The 17,160-nt window shown below is 56.1% G+C and carries 13 protein-coding genes; 9 read left to right on the forward strand and 4 right to left on the reverse strand.

The genetic code is table 11. The features are described from left to right. Position 1: 1 nt before the first annotated feature. The 3 genes from ABLN94_RS06465 (at position 2) to ABLN94_RS06475 (ending at position 4,272) form a co-directional block, all read left to right on the forward strand. Positions 2-1,807, forward strand: coding sequence for an ABC transporter ATP-binding protein (locus ABLN94_RS06465; RefSeq protein ID WP_352990593.1), 1,806 nt, complete (start codon positions 2-4; stop codon positions 1,805-1,807). Between the two features lie 295 nt (positions 1,808-2,102). Next, positions 2,103-2,996: a UTP--glucose-1-phosphate uridylyltransferase GalU gene (gene galU / locus ABLN94_RS06470; protein ID WP_352990596.1), complete on the forward strand. Its 894-nt coding sequence runs from the start codon at positions 2,103-2,105 to the stop codon at positions 2,994-2,996. A gap of 199 nt (positions 2,997-3,195) precedes the next feature. Continuing rightward, the gene (locus tag ABLN94_RS06475) at positions 3,196-4,272 is read left to right on the forward strand and encodes a DUF2793 domain-containing protein (protein WP_352990599.1); all 1,077 of its coding nucleotides are present in this window, start codon (positions 3,196-3,198) and stop codon (positions 4,270-4,272) included. 52 nt (positions 4,273-4,324) lie between these two features. On the opposite strand, the gene ABLN94_RS06480 is transcribed toward ABLN94_RS06475, so the two are convergent. The 3 genes from ABLN94_RS06480 to ABLN94_RS06490 all read right to left on the reverse strand — a co-directional run bounded on the left by ABLN94_RS06480 (position 4,325) and on the right by ABLN94_RS06490 (position 6,775). Continuing rightward, positions 4,325-5,404: a helix-turn-helix domain-containing protein gene (locus ABLN94_RS06480; protein ID WP_352990602.1), complete on the reverse strand. Its 1,080-nt coding sequence runs from the start codon at positions 5,402-5,404 to the stop codon at positions 4,325-4,327. A gap of 61 nt (positions 5,405-5,465) precedes the next feature. Then, on the reverse strand, positions 5,466-6,206 hold the full coding sequence (locus tag ABLN94_RS06485) for a hypothetical protein (protein ID WP_352990605.1): 741 nt from the start codon (positions 6,204-6,206) through the stop codon (positions 5,466-5,468). Beyond that, positions 6,203-6,775: an RNA polymerase sigma factor gene (locus ABLN94_RS06490; protein ID WP_352990608.1), complete on the reverse strand. Its 573-nt coding sequence runs from the start codon at positions 6,773-6,775 to the stop codon at positions 6,203-6,205. Before ABLN94_RS06490 ends, ABLN94_RS06485 begins: the two co-directional genes overlap by 4 nt. A 48-nt stretch (positions 6,776-6,823) precedes the next feature. Here ABLN94_RS06490 and ABLN94_RS06495 point away from each other — a divergent pair, with 48 nt between their 5' ends. From ABLN94_RS06495 to ABLN94_RS06505, 3 genes are all read left to right on the forward strand, one after another. Continuing rightward, entirely contained in the window at positions 6,824-7,759 is a 936-nt protein-coding gene (locus ABLN94_RS06495; protein ID WP_352990611.1) for a cytochrome c family protein, read from the forward strand. An 85-nt stretch (positions 7,760-7,844) separates the two neighbouring features. Then, positions 7,845-8,876: an Ldh family oxidoreductase gene (locus tag ABLN94_RS06500; RefSeq protein WP_352990613.1), complete on the forward strand. Its 1,032-nt coding sequence runs from the start codon at positions 7,845-7,847 to the stop codon at positions 8,874-8,876. Between the two features lie 64 nt (positions 8,877-8,940). Next, positions 8,941-11,247: a Tex family protein gene (locus ABLN94_RS06505; protein WP_352990616.1), complete on the forward strand. Its 2,307-nt coding sequence runs from the start codon at positions 8,941-8,943 to the stop codon at positions 11,245-11,247. A 37-nt stretch (positions 11,248-11,284) separates the two neighbouring features. Here the strand turns inward: ABLN94_RS06505 and ABLN94_RS06510 are convergent, their stop codons facing one another. Then, entirely contained in the window at positions 11,285-12,544 is a 1,260-nt protein-coding gene (locus ABLN94_RS06510; protein WP_352990619.1) for a replication initiation protein, read from the reverse strand. Between the two features lie 580 nt (positions 12,545-13,124). On the opposite strand from ABLN94_RS06510, the gene ABLN94_RS06515 reads away from it, so the two are divergent. The 3 genes from ABLN94_RS06515 (at position 13,125) to ABLN94_RS06525 (ending at position 17,081) form a co-directional block, all read left to right on the forward strand. Then, complete coding sequence (locus ABLN94_RS06515) at positions 13,125-14,510, forward strand: AAA family ATPase (RefSeq protein WP_170492609.1); 1,386 nt, start codon at positions 13,125-13,127, stop codon at positions 14,508-14,510. Continuing rightward, a complete protein-coding gene (locus ABLN94_RS06520; protein WP_352990623.1) occupies positions 14,503-15,588 on the forward strand; it encodes a ParB/RepB/Spo0J family partition protein in 1,086 nt (361 codons plus the stop codon). The genes ABLN94_RS06515 and ABLN94_RS06520 overlap by 8 nt, the downstream gene beginning before the upstream one ends. A 509-nt stretch (positions 15,589-16,097) precedes the next feature. Continuing rightward, positions 16,098-17,081: a glycosyltransferase family A protein gene (locus tag ABLN94_RS06525; protein WP_352990626.1), complete on the forward strand. Its 984-nt coding sequence runs from the start codon at positions 16,098-16,100 to the stop codon at positions 17,079-17,081. Positions 17,082-17,160: the final 79 nt, after the last annotated feature.

Consider the following 17,160-nt stretch of genomic DNA (forward strand, 5'->3'; position numbering starts at 1 on the left):
TATGAGCCTGTTTTCCATAAAAGACCTGAGCGTCCAGTTCGACACTCCTGATGGCGTTGTCGAGGCTGTCAAAGGCATCAGCTTTGACATCAATCCCGGTGAATGCCTGGGCATTGTGGGCGAAAGCGGGTCAGGCAAAAGTCAGACCTTCATGGCCGCGATGGGGCTGCTGCCGCCGGCCGGACGGGCCTTGGGGTCTGCCACGCTGAATGGCAAGGAAATCCTGAACCTGCCCATCAACAAGCTGAACAAGATCCGTGGCGACGATGTCGGCATGATTTTTCAGGACCCGCTGACCGCCCTGACCCCGCACCTTCGGATCGGCCAACAGATGCGCGAAGTTTTGCAGGTGCACGAAGGGTTGCAAGGTTCGGTTGCACGGGCCCGATGCCTGGAATGGCTGGACCGCGTGCGTATCCCCGAGGCAAAGCGACGGCTGGATCAATACCCGCACGAGTTGTCGGGCGGAATGCGCCAGCGCGTGATGATCGCCATGTCTATGCTGTGCAACCCCAAACTGCTGATCGCAGACGAGCCGACCACTGCCCTGGACGTCACCGTTCAGGCGGACATTCTGGACCTGATGGTGCGCCTGCAAAAGGACGAAGGCACCGCAATTGCCCTGATCACCCACGATATGGGTGTTGTCGCCCGCATGTGCGACCGCATCCAGGTCATGCGCCTGGGTCAATTCGTCGAAGCCGGAGACACGCGCGAAATCTTTCGTGCGCCGCAGCACGAATACACCCGCTCATTGCTGGATGCGATGCCGCGTATTGATGCCGGGGACGCGCCCAAAGCGCTGGACAAGGTCGACGAGCCGCTGCTCAAGGTCGACGACGTCAAGGTACATTTCCCAATCCATGTTTCAGGTGGGTTGTTCGGACGCAAAGTGCCTTTGAAAGCAGTCGACGGTGTCAGCTTTGATATCCGCAAGGGGGAAACGCTGGGTGTTGTGGGTGAATCGGGCTGCGGCAAGTCCACGCTGGCCCGCGCTGTTCTTCAACTCATCGAACCCAGCGGTGGCAGTGTCAGTTGGCTGGGTCATCCAATTGTCGGTCTCAGACGGGCCGAGTTGAACAAGTACCGCAAGGACCTTCAGATCGTATTCCAGGATCCGCTGGCCAGCCTTGATCCACGGATGACGATTTCGGCCTCGATTGCCGAACCGCTGAAGACCTATCGCCCGGATCTGACCGAACGCGAGCGCAAGACGATGGTCTCTGAGATGATGGAGCGCGTTGGCTTGAACGCCAACATGATCAACCGCTATCCGCATGAATTGTCCGGTGGGCAAAACCAGCGAGTCGGCATTGCGCGGGCAATGATCAATAAACCCAAGCTGATCATCTGCGATGAGGCCGTTTCCGCTCTGGACGTGTCCATTCAGGCCCAAATCGTCGAATTGTTGCGGGAACTGCAACAAGAGTTTGGCCTTTCAATGATCTTCATCAGCCACGACTTGTCGGTCGTGCGGGCGGTCTCGAACCGGATCATGGTGCTGTATCTGGGCCGGATTGTAGAACTGGGGGATGGCGAGGTGATCTGCTCAGACCCAATCCACCCCTACACCAAATCCCTGATTTCTGCCGTACCGATTCCAGACCCGGATGTCGAACGCAGCCGTCAGAGATTGAAGCTGCCCGGTGAACTGCCTTCGCCGATGGACCCAAAAGCGGCATTGCGGTTTCTACCCAGCCGGTTAGCCGCAGGACAGGCTGACTATGTACCGCAACTGAGTGAGGTGAAGCCCAACCACTTTGTGGCCGAACATGACCCACTGGATGCCATAATGAATGGGACCTAACCTACCTGCCCCGAAGTCGGTAATCGGCTTCGGGGCCTGTTCGCGTTTACAGGCGCGTTTCTGCTGCCTGTACTCTGGCAAAATCACTGCCCGATATTGTCGCACATCAGGGCAATGAACCGCTGTGACTAAGCAAAATTAAGCTGATCGTTTTGACTTATTAACCCTCAGATGGCACCATCTTTGAAAAAGACATACAGACTGTTTGTTGGCGTTGATTGTTAGAGCCACAGGGCCTAATAGGTCCTCGTAGTTCAAATCTAACAGTCATTGTTTTAGTAACTTGAGAGGTTATATGGCACGCAAGGTCACGAAGGCGATCTTCCCCGTTGCAGGGCTCGGCACCCGGTTTTTGCCAGCCACAAAGTCAGTACCAAAAGAGATCATGACACTGGTTGATCGCCCGTTGGTGCAGTACGCCATCGACGAGGCGCGTGCCGCTGGAATTACTGAATTCATTTTTGTCACGTCGCGCGGTAAGTCTGCCCTTGAAGATTATTTCGACCACAACTTGGTTCTTGAGCAGGAGCTCAAAACCAAGGGCAAGGACCAGCTTCTGGAAACGCTGAACGCAACCAACATGGAAAGCGGAGCGATCGCCTATATCCGCCAGCATAAAGCGCTTGGTCTGGGACACGCCGTCTGGTGCGCCCGCCGCCTGATTGGGGATGAGCCGTTTGCGGTCATGCTGCCCGATGACGTGATTGCTGCCGAAAAACCCTGTCTACAGCAGATGGTTGAAGCCTACGAAGAAACCGGCGGGAACATGGTTGCAGCTATGGAAGTACCTTCTGACAAGACCAGCTCCTACGGTGTGCTGGACGTAGGCGACAATATCGGCACGGTCGTGCGCGCACGCGGCATGGTGGAGAAACCAAAACCCGAAGAGGCACCTTCCAATCTGGCTGTAATCGGACGCTATGTGCTGGGTCCGTCAGTGCTGTACAATCTGAACCAAAAGAAAAAAGGCAGCGGCGGTGAGATTCAGCTAACCGATGCTATCGCCGAGGATATTGGCAATGGCGTGCCGGTATTTGGCTACAAGTTCGATGGTCAGCGGTTTGACTGCGGCTCTAAGTCTGGTTTCTTGCAGGCCACTGTGGCGTTCGCGTTGGCTCGGGACGACCTGCGTGAAGATCTAAACCAGTACTTGCACGACATCGTGGCAACAGGCCAAGCGGCGCAGTAACGCACTGTTTAAGCCTTTGGCGATTTGACAACCTTTTCTGGGCCGAGGCGTACTGTGCCTCGGCCCAGTTTTATTTCGGGCGTTTAAAAGTTAGCAAAGTATTTTCCCGGCGTTCGCCCCGGTCAGCAGGGATTCATCCACGGGACGGCAATGTGGTGCGCAAATCAAATGTCGAACCGACAGCCTCAGGAGGACGCCCGTGTCACAAAATTCACCCCGTTTGAACCTGCCTTTTTTGCAACCATCACAGGCTCAGAAACACGTAACCCACAATGAAGCATTGCGGCAGCTTGACATAGTTACTCAACTCACAGTGATTTCGACCAATGCCACGATCCCGCCCGCCGCGCCGGATCAGGGAGAAATTCATGCATTGGGCAATGCCCCGACAGGGGAATGGTCGGGGCAGGCTGGTTCGCTTGCCGTCTGGCTGGACAACGCCTGGCACTTTGTATCCCCCCGTGCGGGGTGGCGCGCATGGGACGAAAGCGCCGGGCAAATGCTGGTCTGGGACGGCAGCGCCTGGATTGACCCTCCGATAGCGACGCAAAACCTGGACGGTGTGGGTATTGCCACGGGCTATGACAGCACCAACCGCCTGTCGGTGCGCTCACCGGCAACACTGCTCAGCCATGATGGCACCGGACATCAGTTGAAAATCAACAAAGCCAGCGCCAGCGACACCGCGTCATTGCTGTTTCAGTCCAACTGGACAGGGCACGCCGAGATGGGTCTGTCGGGAAATAACGGGTTTGCTATCAAACTATCTCCAGACGGCGGCAGTTGGACTGACGCCCTGAGCTTAAACCCATCGACAGGCACAGCCAGTGGCGCGGCGGTTCAGGCAAGCGCTGACGATACGACCACCGGCCGGCTGATGCGAGCGGATTTCGGCTATGGTCCGGGCAACCTATTGGGGATCGTGTCGGAAAGTGGCGGTACGCCGACCGGAGCTGTGATCGAACGTGGCTCCACGTCCAATGGCGAATTCGTGCGCCATGCAGACGGTACACAAATTTGCTTCGTTTCACTACCCGCCACAGGCTGTACCAGCGATGACGGTGCCTTGTTCGCAAGCAATGTGGCGGTCTGGGATTTCCCGGTGGCCTTTGCCACCGGAGTAACAGTCGCCGTTAGCGGCAGCGGGGGTGCAAGCAATCGGTTCATCGCGTTCGACGCACCAACAGAGACTGAGGTGGGGTTCAAGGTGCTGGCCACGGCAAACGATACGACGATGTTGATCCCAACGGCCATTGCGGTTGGCCGCTGGTTCTAAGTCGTCAGGTTGCCCGAGCTTCGGCTCGGGCGTTCTGTGGCTGCTTGCTGGGCTAAAGCGCTGCAGTCCAGACCCGGTAACGCCCCTGCCCTGTCACTTCGCGGATCAGCCCACGTCTTGTAAAACGGTCGATGTTACGCTGTACTGCCGCCCGTGATGCCTTTGTTATCTCTTCGGCCAACGGCGCCGAGACCATCGGCCAAGCAGTCAGTACGTCGATCAACAAAGGTGGAGTCCGTCCGCTCAGCCCGCTGGTTGCCTCTCGGGCGCGCTGTTCCCACGCGCTGACCCGGTCCAGATGCATCAGCGCCGCCAGAGCCGCCTGCCCTGCCCCGTTGACCCAGGCCGAAAGCTTGTCGTCCACGCCCCCAGCCCCGCGCAATGCCCCGGGTCCCGACAGAGCCAAGGGCATGAACATCGCCCCCCCCCGTCCCATCGTTGCCGCGTGACGACCTGCGATAATCGCGGCTTCGGTATCCTGCCCGATCCCCGGTGACAAGGCACGCCAGGCGTGAAACCCAATTGCAGCCTGCGTCACCGGATGCAGGCCTTCGGAATTTCGCATAACCTCAGCCAAGTCGGCCACGGCCTCTGGGATCTCATCAAACCCTTGGGCCATACGGTCCAGAAATGCGGTTAGACCTGTCTCCCACCCCCCTTCGGAGGGGCCCGGACCTGACGTCAACCGCCGCACAGCCCAGCCAGCCCGGAACAGAGCTTGCACGTCGTCTCCGGTCGCACCGATCCGCAGTCCGGTCCAAAGGGCGAGCCGGTCGACACTGATCCGATCTCCCGTCCACCACCCCAGATCAGACACGTCCATCAGGGCCAGTCGATGGGTCCAGCCTTTTGGTCCGGCACGAAGGCGTTCGTCCAAAGCGCCGAAGATGGCAGCCAGATCCGCCAACTCATAAGAAAGCTCAGCTTGAGCCGCGCGCCAGTCCCGCGGATCGAAAAGCAACCGCCGATCAGCTTTTGGACCCGGGATCAGGAAGTCATCTACAGCCTCTTCATCCTCGGGAGGCAGAAACCACAAGTCATCGTCTTCGGGCGGGTCCACGTCATAGATACTGGAAGGACCAACCGCGTCGGCGTCCTCATCCAGATCAGGCATGACGGGCTTTCTTGTCATGCCCGGTATACTTCGAGGATTTTCCCCAGTTCACAAGACGTTTTTTTTGCGCATTACGCGTTTAACTGGCAAAATTTTCAGTTAGAAAATCCAACTGCCCGCTCAGATCACTCTGCTCGCTGCTGCCGATCAGCATGTACCCATAACCATCCTGCGCCCATGTGGCCGTAGCCAACCCACTCAGCACTGCCTGTTTGACGTCCTTTCTCGGCGCACCGTCCCCCTGCCGGATCACACAGAAGGCAAAGGGTCGGCCCTGCGCGTCGGCAAAGACGATCTGAATCAGCGGCTTGCCCTTGAAGGACAGGACCTGCGCACGTTTCAACTCCACCCCCGGCAGCGCCTCTAGCGCCTCTCGGTTGAGCGAACGACCCAGCTGTTCCTCAGCCTGCGCAAATTGTGCGGCCAAAGCCTCGGACGAAGTGTCCAGCGCCGCAATCGTATCCGGCACGTAAAGTGACTGGTAAATAGCGGCCTGCTCGGCCCAGCCCATCGGCTGGGGGCGTGTAGCCCAGAAAGTTGCCGACGCGGCCACAACCGCTACCGAGGCCGCAACGGCCAGCAATCGAAGTCCCCCAACAGCGGGTTGGGTATGGGGCTCGGGTTCTGGCAGATCAATCTTCGGATCTTCGGCTGGTAAACGCTCGAACACAGCCTGAACCACAGGTGCAAATGGATCCAGCGCCATCAGGCGTTGCTCAAGTTCGGGATTCTCCTCCACCGCACTTTCGACCGAACGGGCTTCGGCTTCATCCAGATTGCCTTCCAGATACGCCAGCAGCGTCTCATCGGAAAACTTCATTTGCCACTCCGTCGAACGGCGTCTGCCGCCTCATGCTGCATCACGGTTTTCAGTTTCTGCCGGGCGCTTGACAACCGGCTCATGATAGTCCCTATCGGCACCTCCAGCAACGCAGCGGCTTCGCGGTAGCTGTAACCCTCTACGAAAACAAGCGTTACCGTTTCCCGCTGCGCTTCTGGCAGCTGCATCACTTGTGTAAACACTTCAGCAGCGAAAATATTCGTTTCTGAGTCCGCCTCATGCGAAATTAATTCCGCTTCGGGCGTGACGGATAGTGCCTGAGCCTTACGAACCGAGCGCGCACGCACTTCATTCAACCAGATCGAACGGCAGATCGTCATCAACCAACTGTCCAGCCTGTCATAGGAGGTGACCTGATGGTGACGCTCTAACGCGCGTAAACATGTGGACTGCAGCAGATCGTCGGCCACGTCCGACGCGCCGGATAACGCCAGCCCGAACCGCCAAACTCGTTTCGAATGGGTCTGGATCGCACCGCGTACGGCCTGTTCTGAACTAATCTCACCGCCCATCGAATAAATCGCGACCTGTGTGTGTTTGCTTTCCACGGACCGGGCCCGCGGGGTCAGGACTGACATAATCCGAGGAGGAATGAAATGAAACTTCTGTTGAAGGCAGTCACGATTGCGTCGGCAATTGTTGCAGCCCCAGCTCTGGCGGAAAGCTGGACCTTGGCTCCCGCAGGCTCGCATCTGGCCTACGGTTCAATCAAGAAAGACACTGTGGGCGAGGTCAATTCGTTCACCGGCCTCCGCGGCCATGTCACCCCGGGCGGCAAGGCAGAGGTTGAGATCGACCTGTCCTCGGTCGAAACCAATATCGACATTCGCAACAAACGGATGATCGAACATGTGTTCAGCAAGGCCGGGACCGCATCTCTGACGACCAAGTTTGATATGGCTGAGGTTTCAGGCCTGAGCGTCGGCGAAACCACCACTGTCGATGCCCAAGCCGTATTGTCTCTGTCGGGGACAGACGTGACATTTGACGCTGAGATGTTCATGGCGCGTCTGACCGAGACCCAAGTCAAGGTGTCGACCAATGACATGGTGTTCCTAAGCACCGAGGATGCAGGCGTGAATGCCGGCGTCGACAAGCTGATGGAACTCGCCAGCCTGCCGGGCATCACCCGGACTGTGCCGGTGACCGCGCGACTGATCTTCAACAGGGATGAGGAACAGGCCCCGGTTGCTCCTGCCCCGATCGCTGTGGCCGCCGTTACAGGGGACGTCAAAGCGGGTAAGAAAGTGTTCCGCAAGTGCAGCGCCTGCCACAAGCTGGATGAAGACCACCACACAGTCGGCCCATCCCTGCATGGCATCATCGGTGCCACGGCCGGGCAGTCCGACGGGTTCCGCTACTCCGCGCCGTTGCAAAAGTCAGGCGTCGTCTGGACCACCGAAACCCTGACCGCGTTCCTGTCCGACCCGCGCGGTACCATCCCCGGCAACAAAATGCAGTTTCCCGGCCTTAAAAAGGACGGGGATATCGCCAACCTGATTGCTTACCTGCAGGCTGAGACACAAGGCTAATCCCGAACCCGGCTGAAACCGGGTTCCCTTTAGCCGCTCAGCCACGTTATCCCTTGTCGCAGCACATATGAGGGAGGCGCAGATCATGAGCGAAACGGTCAAACTGACATTGGATGAGATCCGGAGCCTCAGCCTGTCAATCCTCACCAAATCTGGCTTCGGACCGGATCACGCAGCAGCCATCGCCAACATGCTGACCACTTGCCAGATCGACGATTGCCAGTCCCACGGACTGTTCCGCCTGTTCATGTGCGCCGACACGATAAAGGCCGGGCAAATTGACGGGCATGTGGAGCCGACACTTGAACCTTCGGACAATGCCGTCGTCCGTGTGGACGCGCAGGGTGGCATGTCTCTGCTAGCCTTTGAAAAGGCTCTGCCGGTGCTGATCGAGAAAACCCGCACCCACGGCATTGCCGCAATGGCGATTAACCGTTGCTTCCACTTCTCAGCGCTCTGGCCCGAGGTAGAACGCCTGTCCTCGGTCGGTCTGGCTGCGATGGCTATGGTACCCAGCCATGCCTGGGTTGCCCCGGCGGGTGGCACAAGAGGCAGCCTTGGCACCAACCCGCTGGCCTTTAGCTGGCCGCGTCCGGGCAAAGACCCGTTCACCTTTGACTTCGCCACCAGCGCTTTTGCCCGGGGTGAGATCGAACTCTATCGCCGCGCAGGCAAACCCCTACCCGAGGGTGTCGCCATCGACAAAGACGGCAACCCGACAACTGATCCCCAGGCCGCTATGGACGGTGCCATGCTGACCTTTGGCAGCTACAAAGGCTCGGCCCTCTCGATCATGATCGAATTGCTGGCCGGCCCGTTGATCGACGACCTGACCAGCCTGGAAAGCATGGAATTCGCTGAAGGCGCAGGCGGCGCGCCCTATCACGGAGAAATCCTGCTGGCCTTCGATCCGGCCCAGTTCAGCGGTGGTCGGGTTACTGAGAATGACGATCGTGCCGAGCGCCTGTTCACCGACATTGCCGACCAAGGTGCCCGCCTGCCCTCTCAACGGCGCTTCGCTGCTAGGGCGCGGAACACCGAGCGAGGATATATTGAAGTCGCCAAAACCCTGTATGACGATCTGCAGACATTGGCCGAAGAAGTGCAGGCAACGTAAAGCCCCTTTCCCTTGGTAATGCGGCTGGCTAAGAAGTCCCTCCAGACATATTCAGGAGGCCCCCTTGGACCGCATCGCCCGCACCATCGCCACCGAGATCAACGCCCGGCCCGAACAGGTCGGCGCCGCGGTAAAACTGCTGGACGAAGGAGCCACCGTGCCCTTTGTCGCCCGCTATCGCAAAGAGGTGACGGGTGGGCTGGACGACACTCAGCTACGCACCCTGTCAGACCGCCTGTCCTATCTACGCGAGTTGGAAGCGCGGCGCGAAACGATCCTAGGGTCGATCAAGGATCAGGGCAAACTGACCGACGAATTGGCCAAATCCATCGCGCAGGCAGACACCAAGGCGCAGTTGGAAGATATTTACCTGCCCTACAAACCTAAGCGCCGCACCAAGGCAAAGATCGCGCGCGAAAACGGGCTGGAACCGCTGGCGGATGCCATTCTGTCCGACCGCTCGGCCGACCCCGAGATCCTGGCGCACGGCTACATGACTGAGGCGGTGCCGACCACCAAAGACGCCCTAAACGGTGCGCGAGATATCATCACCGAACGTCTAACCGAAAACGCCGCCCTACTGGGTGAGTTGCGGAGCTTCATGCAGCGCGAAGCTCTGCTGACCTCGAAAGTAATCGACGGCAAAGAGCAGGAAGGCGCGAAATTCAGCGACTATTTCAACCATTCGGAGCTGTGGGCCAAAACTCCCTCGCACCGTGCACTTGCGATGCTGCGCGCCTCGAAAGAGGGGATCGTAACCCTGGATGTCGCGCCTGACCCCGAAACCGGTGCGGCAAGAGCCGAGGCAATTGTCGCTGCCCATTTGCACACGCGCAGCGACGGTCCTGCCGACAAATGGCTACGCAAGGTGGCGGGGTGGACCTGGCGAGTGAAACTATCCCTGTCGATGATGGTTGAGCTGATGGCTGATTTGCGCAGTCGCGCACAAGAGGAGGCTATTCAGGTTTTTTCTCGAAACCTGAAAGACCTGCTATTTGCCGCTCCGGCCGGCGCACGGGCAACACTGGGTCTGGACCCTGGAATTCGCACGGGCGTCAAAGCCGCAGTCGTAGATGCGACCGGCAAGGTGGTTGCGACCGATACTCTCTATCCTTTTCAGCCAAAGAATAATCTGCGAGGAGCGCAGGCAACCATTCTGAACCTGATCGCCTCTCACAAAATCGAACTGATCGCCATCGGCAATGGCACGGCCAGCCGCGAGACTGAGAAGATGGTGGCCGATACGCTGAAACTTCTGCCCAAGACCGTCACCACCCCGACCAAGGTCGTCGTGTCGGAAGCCGGTGCTTCGGTTTACTCTGCATCGGAACTGGCCGCGCGCGAGTTTCCGGATCTTGATGTATCACTGCGCGGGGCAGTTTCGATTGCCCGTCGCCTGCAAGACCCTCTGGCTGAATTGGTGAAGATCGAACCCAAATCCATTGGGGTCGGCCAGTATCAGCATGACGTCGACCAGCACCGGCTATCGCAATCGCTGGCTTCAGTGATCGAAGACGTGGTGAATGCGGTGGGCGTAGACCTGAACACGGCGTCCGCGCCCCTACTCTCTCACGTATCGGGTTTGGGGCCTGGATTGGCCGAAGCGATCGTGATGCATCGCGACTTGAATGGCGCGTTTACGTCACGCAAGGAACTGCTGAGTGTTTCCCGGCTCGGCCCTCGTGCGTATGAACAATGCGCAGGTTTTTTGCGCATCAGAGAAGGCGTAGAACCATTGGACGCGTCTTCGGTCCACCCCGAGGCATACGGCGTGGCGCGCCAGATCGTCTCGGCCTGCGGGCGCGATATCCGTCAGATCATGGGGAGCGACGGGGCACTCAAGGGATTGCGGGCGGAACAGTTTGTCAATGACACGTTTGGACTGCCGACTGTGCGGGATATTTTTACAGAGTTGGAAAAACCAGGCCGCGACCCGCGACCCAGCTTTGTCACTGCGTCCTTCACCGATGGTGTCGAAGACATTACCGATTTGAAACCCGGAATGGTGCTTGAGGGAACAGTGACCAACGTCGCAGCCTTTGGTGCTTTCGTTGACATCGGCGTTCACCAGGACGGCTTGGTTCATGTCAGCCAGTTGGCTGATCGGTTCGTAAAAGACCCGCATGAAGTGGTCAAAGCCGGGCAGGTGGTCAAGGTTACCGTGGTGGAGGTTGATGTGTCACGGAAACGGATCGGCCTTACCATGCGAAAGGATGGCGGAGCCTCAGCCCGCGAAGATCGAGTGAGTCGCGGACCAAGAAAGAACCTAAGCTCCTCTGGACCCAAAGGCCCTCAACACGCAAAATCCGGCGATAATGCACAGAACAGCGCTTTTGCAGATGCACTCAAATCTGCTATGAAAAACCGCTGAACCGATAGGGAGCTATTAAGGCTCCAAACTTGGGGCCTTACGCGAATGCGTCAGGCTCCAGTTCTTCCCAGAATTCGAAGATTGCATTGGCGTTTAATCCGGAACGCCAGCCATGAGCACGGAAGTGCTCTCGGTCTAAATCGTTGTCGAGCCCGGCCAAAAACAGACGCTTGTCAGCATCGCGTTGTGTCGGGTTTCGCCGCGAAACCAGATCTTCAACAATGGTCAGCTTGCGAGACCGCTCGGCACGGTCCGCGGCTCGCGCCGCATAGGCCTGATCTTCTTGGGCCTTTTTAACCTCTCGAAGTCTCGCGGCTTCGACGGCTTCGGGACTTGGTTCTTTCGGAGAGGCCGCTTCAACCGGTTGGTAATCGTCCCGTAAAGCCGCGGACAAATACCCTACCGTCGACTTCACATCACCCTGCCCTCTGACATAATCCAGTTTTTGCTGCACATAGTCTTCACCATGCTCGGCAATCCACTGACGCGCCAACCGGTCCGAGACACCCTGATTGCGCAGCGTCTTGTACACCTGCAGATTTCGCACTCCGTCACTGTCATCGATCTCAAACATCGCTTTCTGAGGATTGCCCTTGATCAAAAAGCGGATATCAGTAACGGAACGCCCTTTCTTCTGGAACTCTGGTTCAATCAGAATGTCAGAGCTTTTGTTGACCTCAGCAACAGCAGGCTTGATGATCTTCGCATTGAGATGCTTGAAACTGCTGTAATAGTCGCTACCGTCCACCCCCATGAGCTTGCGGAAAACATCCAAGGACCACCAACCGGTCGAGCCAGTTCGAACAAACCTATAGCAATTTTCATAGAGCGCGAGACCGTGACCAGAGCTAAAGTTGCGTTGAATCTGAACATTGATCAAAGCATAGATTTTTGGATCGTACAGTTTCTGCGCCAATGCCGGAGAGTAGGCATATTCGCAAACACCGTTTTTCAGTTTGGCAAAGCTTAACAATGAAGACACACCCCATTCCTGCCGGCCCTGCTCATCCAGCATATCCCACTCTGCAACGGTTTCGGCCAAAGCGCGCAGACTGGCTCGGAGTGTATCGAAATCATTCGAGTTATAGCCAACCATCATCGCCAATGTACGGGCATCGATCGTGTGTGTCTGGGCGGAGGTCAGCGCATCGTATGCATTCAAAAGCAATACATTCGAAAGCTTACGCTGCAACAACGTAAGCTTACCGCTGATGTGGATTGCGGCAACGTTCTTCTTAACCGTTTCCCGGCGCAAAGGTCCGGCAAGCTGGTCCATATTTATTTGTGTATCCGGCATGATTCTGCCTGGCTGCTCGTTTTTATATTTCTGGCACGAAAAGTACCTAGGGATCAATTTAATTTAGGTACCCAAATACAGGAGACGCCGCATCCCGTATCCGGGTACCTAGCGTTGCGCACCCCTGAGTTATCCACAGCAATGCTCAATTTGGCAGCCTCTTCGCGAGTCCGTTGTTGAGGAAGACAAGACAAAACTCCGCTAATTAGGGCCTAAACTGTCTGCAAATTCAAAGTCCTGCGAATCGGAACCCTTCTTACTGAAAAACAGAACCTTTCATCCCGTGTACGGGCACCTTTGATCCTGAATGCAGGCACCTTTAGAACCGTATACAGGTACCTAAATAGGTCTTAGTTATTGTTTTATTTAACTATTTCTGTTCTAAAGATTCTAAACAATATAAAAATAATAAACTTTTGTTAGCCGTGTGTTCTTCTATTTTATTCGGTTTCGCCACGAAACCAGGCTTTCAGCACCTATTCTGTGGAAAACCCGCATTCAAAGGATAGCTTCGCAGGAAAATGTTCGCTATGTTGCGCAATATACGCCGCTAAGGCGAACATTATCTGAGGCATCGACAGTGAATAAACCTAACCAACCTCCCTTGCCGCCATATCTGAATCTTGACCCGGAGCTTGCAGCAAAGAAGCTACCTGATCCTATTGGCACATCGCGATTCGCAAAAGCAGCGACGTTTTGCGCCAAAGGACGTGAAGACCTTGCCCGTCGTGGATATGCCCCCGATGGTGAGAAAAGACTAAGACGCTTTTCTATTTGGGAGATAACAAAGTATCTAATCCCAGTCGCCCCGGCGCATCTACGGCGAGTCCTCAAGGCCAACCCGGATTTGCCACAAGGCGAAGGTGAGGCAGGATCTAAGTGGTTTACACTCGAAGAAGTACTCATGCTTCGCAAGCATTTTGCTGCCGAAGGTGTGAGCACTAAGGAATACCTGCCCTACCGACCTGATGGACTTCCTGCAAAAGTCGTCGCCGTTGCTAATTTCAAGGGTGGTGTCGGTAAAACGTCAACAGCTGCGCATCTGGCTATGTCAGCGGCATTAGACGGGTATAAGGTTCTGGTCATCGATCTAGATAGCCAGGGGTCGATGACCTCCATCCTCGGTGGAAACGTTGCAGATGAATGGCAAACTGTTTTTCCGTTGATTGCCAAAGACTACGCGCGTGCAGTGCAGGAAGAAAACCGGGTTCGCGCCGCAGCCGGGCACCCTGATATCCCGTTGGATGAGACCTTGCAGGAGGCGCTCAACACCCTGCCCCGTGACGTGATCCAGAAGACGCACTGGCCCAACATCGATCTGATTGGAGCGCAGCTGAACTTGTACTGGGCGGAATTCCAAATTCCAGTTTGGCGTATGGGGCTGAGGAGTTGGCCGCTTTGGGATGGCTTAACCAACTTCCTGCATGATGAAGGTGTTTTGAATGATTACGACATCGTTTTCTTGGATACGCCTCCTGCACTTGGGTACCTAACGATTAATGCGCTGGCTGCTGCGGATATTCTATTGGTTCCGCTGGGGGCTTCTTTTCTGGAATTTGACTCGACCGGTCGGTTCTTTGACATGCTCTACACCACTTTCGCCAGTATCGAAGATGGAGAAAACGCCGCTCAAAGGGCGGCTGGTTTGCCCGAGCTTAAGTTCGAATGGGATGTGGTGAGGGCAATCATCACCCGATTTGATGCTAGTCAACAGACCGATATGGCAAATGTCATTCAGGCCTATTTTGGCGATTTCATGAACGCTTACCGGCAGGACTACACCGCTTTAGTCGGGCAGGCGGGCGAACAGGTCAACGGTATTTACGAGGCAGACTACAGGGACTTCAACCGGGATACCTATGTTCGCGGGCGAGAGACCTTTGATCGTACCTATGCTGAATTCAAGCAGGTGTTGATTGGTTGCTGGTGGCGCGACGCGCAGATGGGAGAAGAAGCAAATGGCTAAACGCAGAAGATTGAGTGCTCCGGATACTGCAGAGCTTGAGCAGCTTGAGGCAGGTTTCGTGGCGAAACCCTCGATCAGTCCATTCGAGTCGAAGTCGTCAACGCCTCCTATAGCTCAGGTCGCAGCGGAAGCGGCTGCGTTGAATAGTCTGACGGCAGTCACGGATCGAGTCGCCTTGGCACAGGACCAGGGTGACGCGACCAAATGGCGGGATGCTCAGGGCGCCGGGTTGGTTGCAGAGATGCTGCCGCTGGATCAGATCAACGCCGATTTCATTCGCCGGGACCGCATGGTCGAGGACGAAGAAGCGATGGCCGAACTCTTGGAATCTCTGCGCGTTCACGGTTTGCGTACCCCAATTGAAGTAACGCGCGATGGTGATGGCTTTGGACTGATCTCGGGTTTTCGGCGACTGAAAGCCTTTCTACATCTCGCGGAAACTGAACCACGTTTTCGCGAAATCCCTGCGTTCATCCGAGAAGCCGGATCGGGGCAGGGCGCCTATGTGTCCATGGTCGAAGAAAACGAACTCCGGGCCAATCTCAGCCCCTATGAACGAGGGCGTATCGCGGTATTGGCAGCGGGGCAGGGGGTCTTTCCCTCGACTGAAGCTGCTGTTGACGTGCTGTTTGCTGCGTCTTCCAAGGCCAAAAGATCAAAGGTCCGTAGTTTTGCCATGGTCCATGAATCACTTGGAGATCTGTTGCAGCACCCCGTTTCTCTGACCGAGAAGTCCGGGCTGAGGTTGGCGTCCGCTCTAAGAGACGGTGCACAGGTCAGGTTGCGTCAGGCATTGGCTGAGGCGGGAGAGTTGGACCCCAAGTCTGAATGGGCACTCATCGAAGCAGCTCTGAAAGGGGCACCTGCTTCCGCAAAAGACAAAGCGCGGGGTGGGCGCCCGCAGCAGGTACAGCGATTGGCTCCTGTTTCACTTTCGGATGGAGGGGAGATCTTGGCCGAGGTGTCCGCAGGAGAATTGCGCATCCGTATACGTGGCCAGAGCGTCACGGACGAAGGCGCGCTGGATATTGTTGAGCAACTCGCCTCTTATCTGGGTGAGCTTCGCGCCAAAAACTGAACTGCAATAATCTATCAGTTGGCTTTTAGGGGCTTGGCTGTTTCAAAGATTGAAACTTGCCCGAGCATTGTGTGACTGGGTCCGTAGGTTATAAAATTCTGGTGCTTACCTAGTGCGCAAAAGATTATCATTTTGCGCACTACAATACCGAAGATGCAAAATACAAAGAATTGGTAAGTGACCACTGCGCGAAAAAATGGGGATCGCAACGGGATTTGTGGCAAAGTTTCTGACTGACTGAAGAGAACGTCCGGGACCCGCGGGCAATGCACCCAGTTTCAAGAATTGAAGAAATGCGTTGAATCCAATTGTGAGCCTGTCCTTGCGGATCAAATTCATAACTTCGATTCCATCGTGAGTGAGCGTGCGGCTGTTGATCACCGCATGCGCCCGCACTGGGTGGTTACCGGCTTGAGCGCTGACCAAGCTAGAAGATATCTGTCTAAAGGCTGTTTTTCGGGACTAAAAACAGGCTTACCAAATCCAAATGTTAGCTTTATGGAATTTCTATGGATCGTCATTTAACACATTTAAAGATCACCGTCTCAGCCCTGACCAGGCAGCGCCCGGAAATGCTGTCGGCATTGCTCGAAAGCTGGGGAGGGATGACTGTTCCAGAAAACTGTTCAGTCCAGTGCCTCGTGGTCGAAAATGACACGGTTCCCCACAGTGAAGCAGTGGTTCGAGCATATGGCGAAACCCTGCCAAATGGCATGCCTCTTCTTTATGCACTTGAGACGGAACCGGGCATACCATTCGGTCGCAATTGCGCCGCCCGCCATGCGATCGCGCATGGATCTGATTTGCTGTGTTTTATGGATGACGACGAAACCGTTGCCCAAGATTGGTTAGACCGTTTGGTGACCGGATACAGAACCAGTTCGGCCGTTCTGTTAGGAGCCCCTCTGCGGGCTGCACCACCCTCAGGAGCCGAGACCGCAATACAGCGGCTCATGCTAAGCAATATTGAAAATCGGTATCTGACAAAGGAAAGGAAAGCCTCCAAGCGGGCCACGCTTGAAGATACCGGTGGAGTGACAATCGTGACCAATAACTGGCTGGGGGAGACCCGGCTATTTACCGACCACAATATCTGGTTCGACGAAACCATGCGGATGACAGGCGGTACTGACGCCAAGTTTTACGCTGAAACTGTTGCTGCAGGTTTGCCTGTCGGTTGGGTCGACAATGCGTTTGTTTATGAAAGGATACCTCCCGAACGTCTGTCTTTTTGGTATCAGGCTGCACGCGGTCGCGATCAATCCAACGCTTATATGCGAAGAAGGCTAGAACGTAGACCAGTCAACGCGGTGATGCAGATTGCCACCGCGCCATTTCGAATAGTCGCATTGGCGGGGTTGATCGTGTTGCTGCCATTCCAACCAAAAAAAAGACTTATCGATATCGCGCGCACCGCAGGTTGGCTCGTCGGCGTTCTGAGCATCCCATTCGGCTATAAATCTGCACTTTACAAGAAAGTCACCGGTCACTGACAAACTTCGAACCAGCCGCTTCAACCGAAGGCCGGATTTGGGGTTATGTTGAATCCTCTTAAAACGATCAGAGACGACA

It is taken from the genome of Ruegeria sp. SCP11, assembly GCF_040329455.1.
GTDB lineage: Bacteria > Pseudomonadota > Alphaproteobacteria > Rhodobacterales > Rhodobacteraceae > Ruegeria > Ruegeria atlantica_E.

Bases quoted from the DNA above. Each gene is read 5' to 3' on its own strand.
- ABLN94_RS06465 (WP_352990593.1), top strand. From the start codon at position 2: ATGAGCCTGTTTTCCATAAAAGACCTGAGCGTCCAGTTCGACACTCCT.
- galU (WP_352990596.1), top strand. From the start codon at position 2,103: ATGGCACGCAAGGTCACGAAGGCGATCTTCCCCGTTGCAGGGCTCGGC.
- ABLN94_RS06480 (WP_352990602.1), bottom strand. From the start codon at position 5,404: ATGACAAGAAAGCCCGTCATGCCTGATCTGGATGAGGACGCCGACGCG.
- ABLN94_RS06485 (WP_352990605.1), bottom strand. From the start codon at position 6,206: ATGAAGTTTTCCGATGAGACGCTGCTGGCGTATCTGGAAGGCAATCTG.
- ABLN94_RS06495 (WP_352990611.1), top strand. From the start codon at position 6,824: ATGAAACTTCTGTTGAAGGCAGTCACGATTGCGTCGGCAATTGTTGCA.
- ABLN94_RS06500 (WP_352990613.1), top strand. From the start codon at position 7,845: ATGAGCGAAACGGTCAAACTGACATTGGATGAGATCCGGAGCCTCAGC.
- ABLN94_RS06510 (WP_352990619.1), bottom strand. From the start codon at position 12,544: ATGCCGGATACACAAATAAATATGGACCAGCTTGCCGGACCTTTGCGC.
- ABLN94_RS06520 (WP_352990623.1), top strand. From the start codon at position 14,503: ATGGCTAAACGCAGAAGATTGAGTGCTCCGGATACTGCAGAGCTTGAG.
- ABLN94_RS06525 (WP_352990626.1), top strand. From the start codon at position 16,098: ATGGATCGTCATTTAACACATTTAAAGATCACCGTCTCAGCCCTGACC.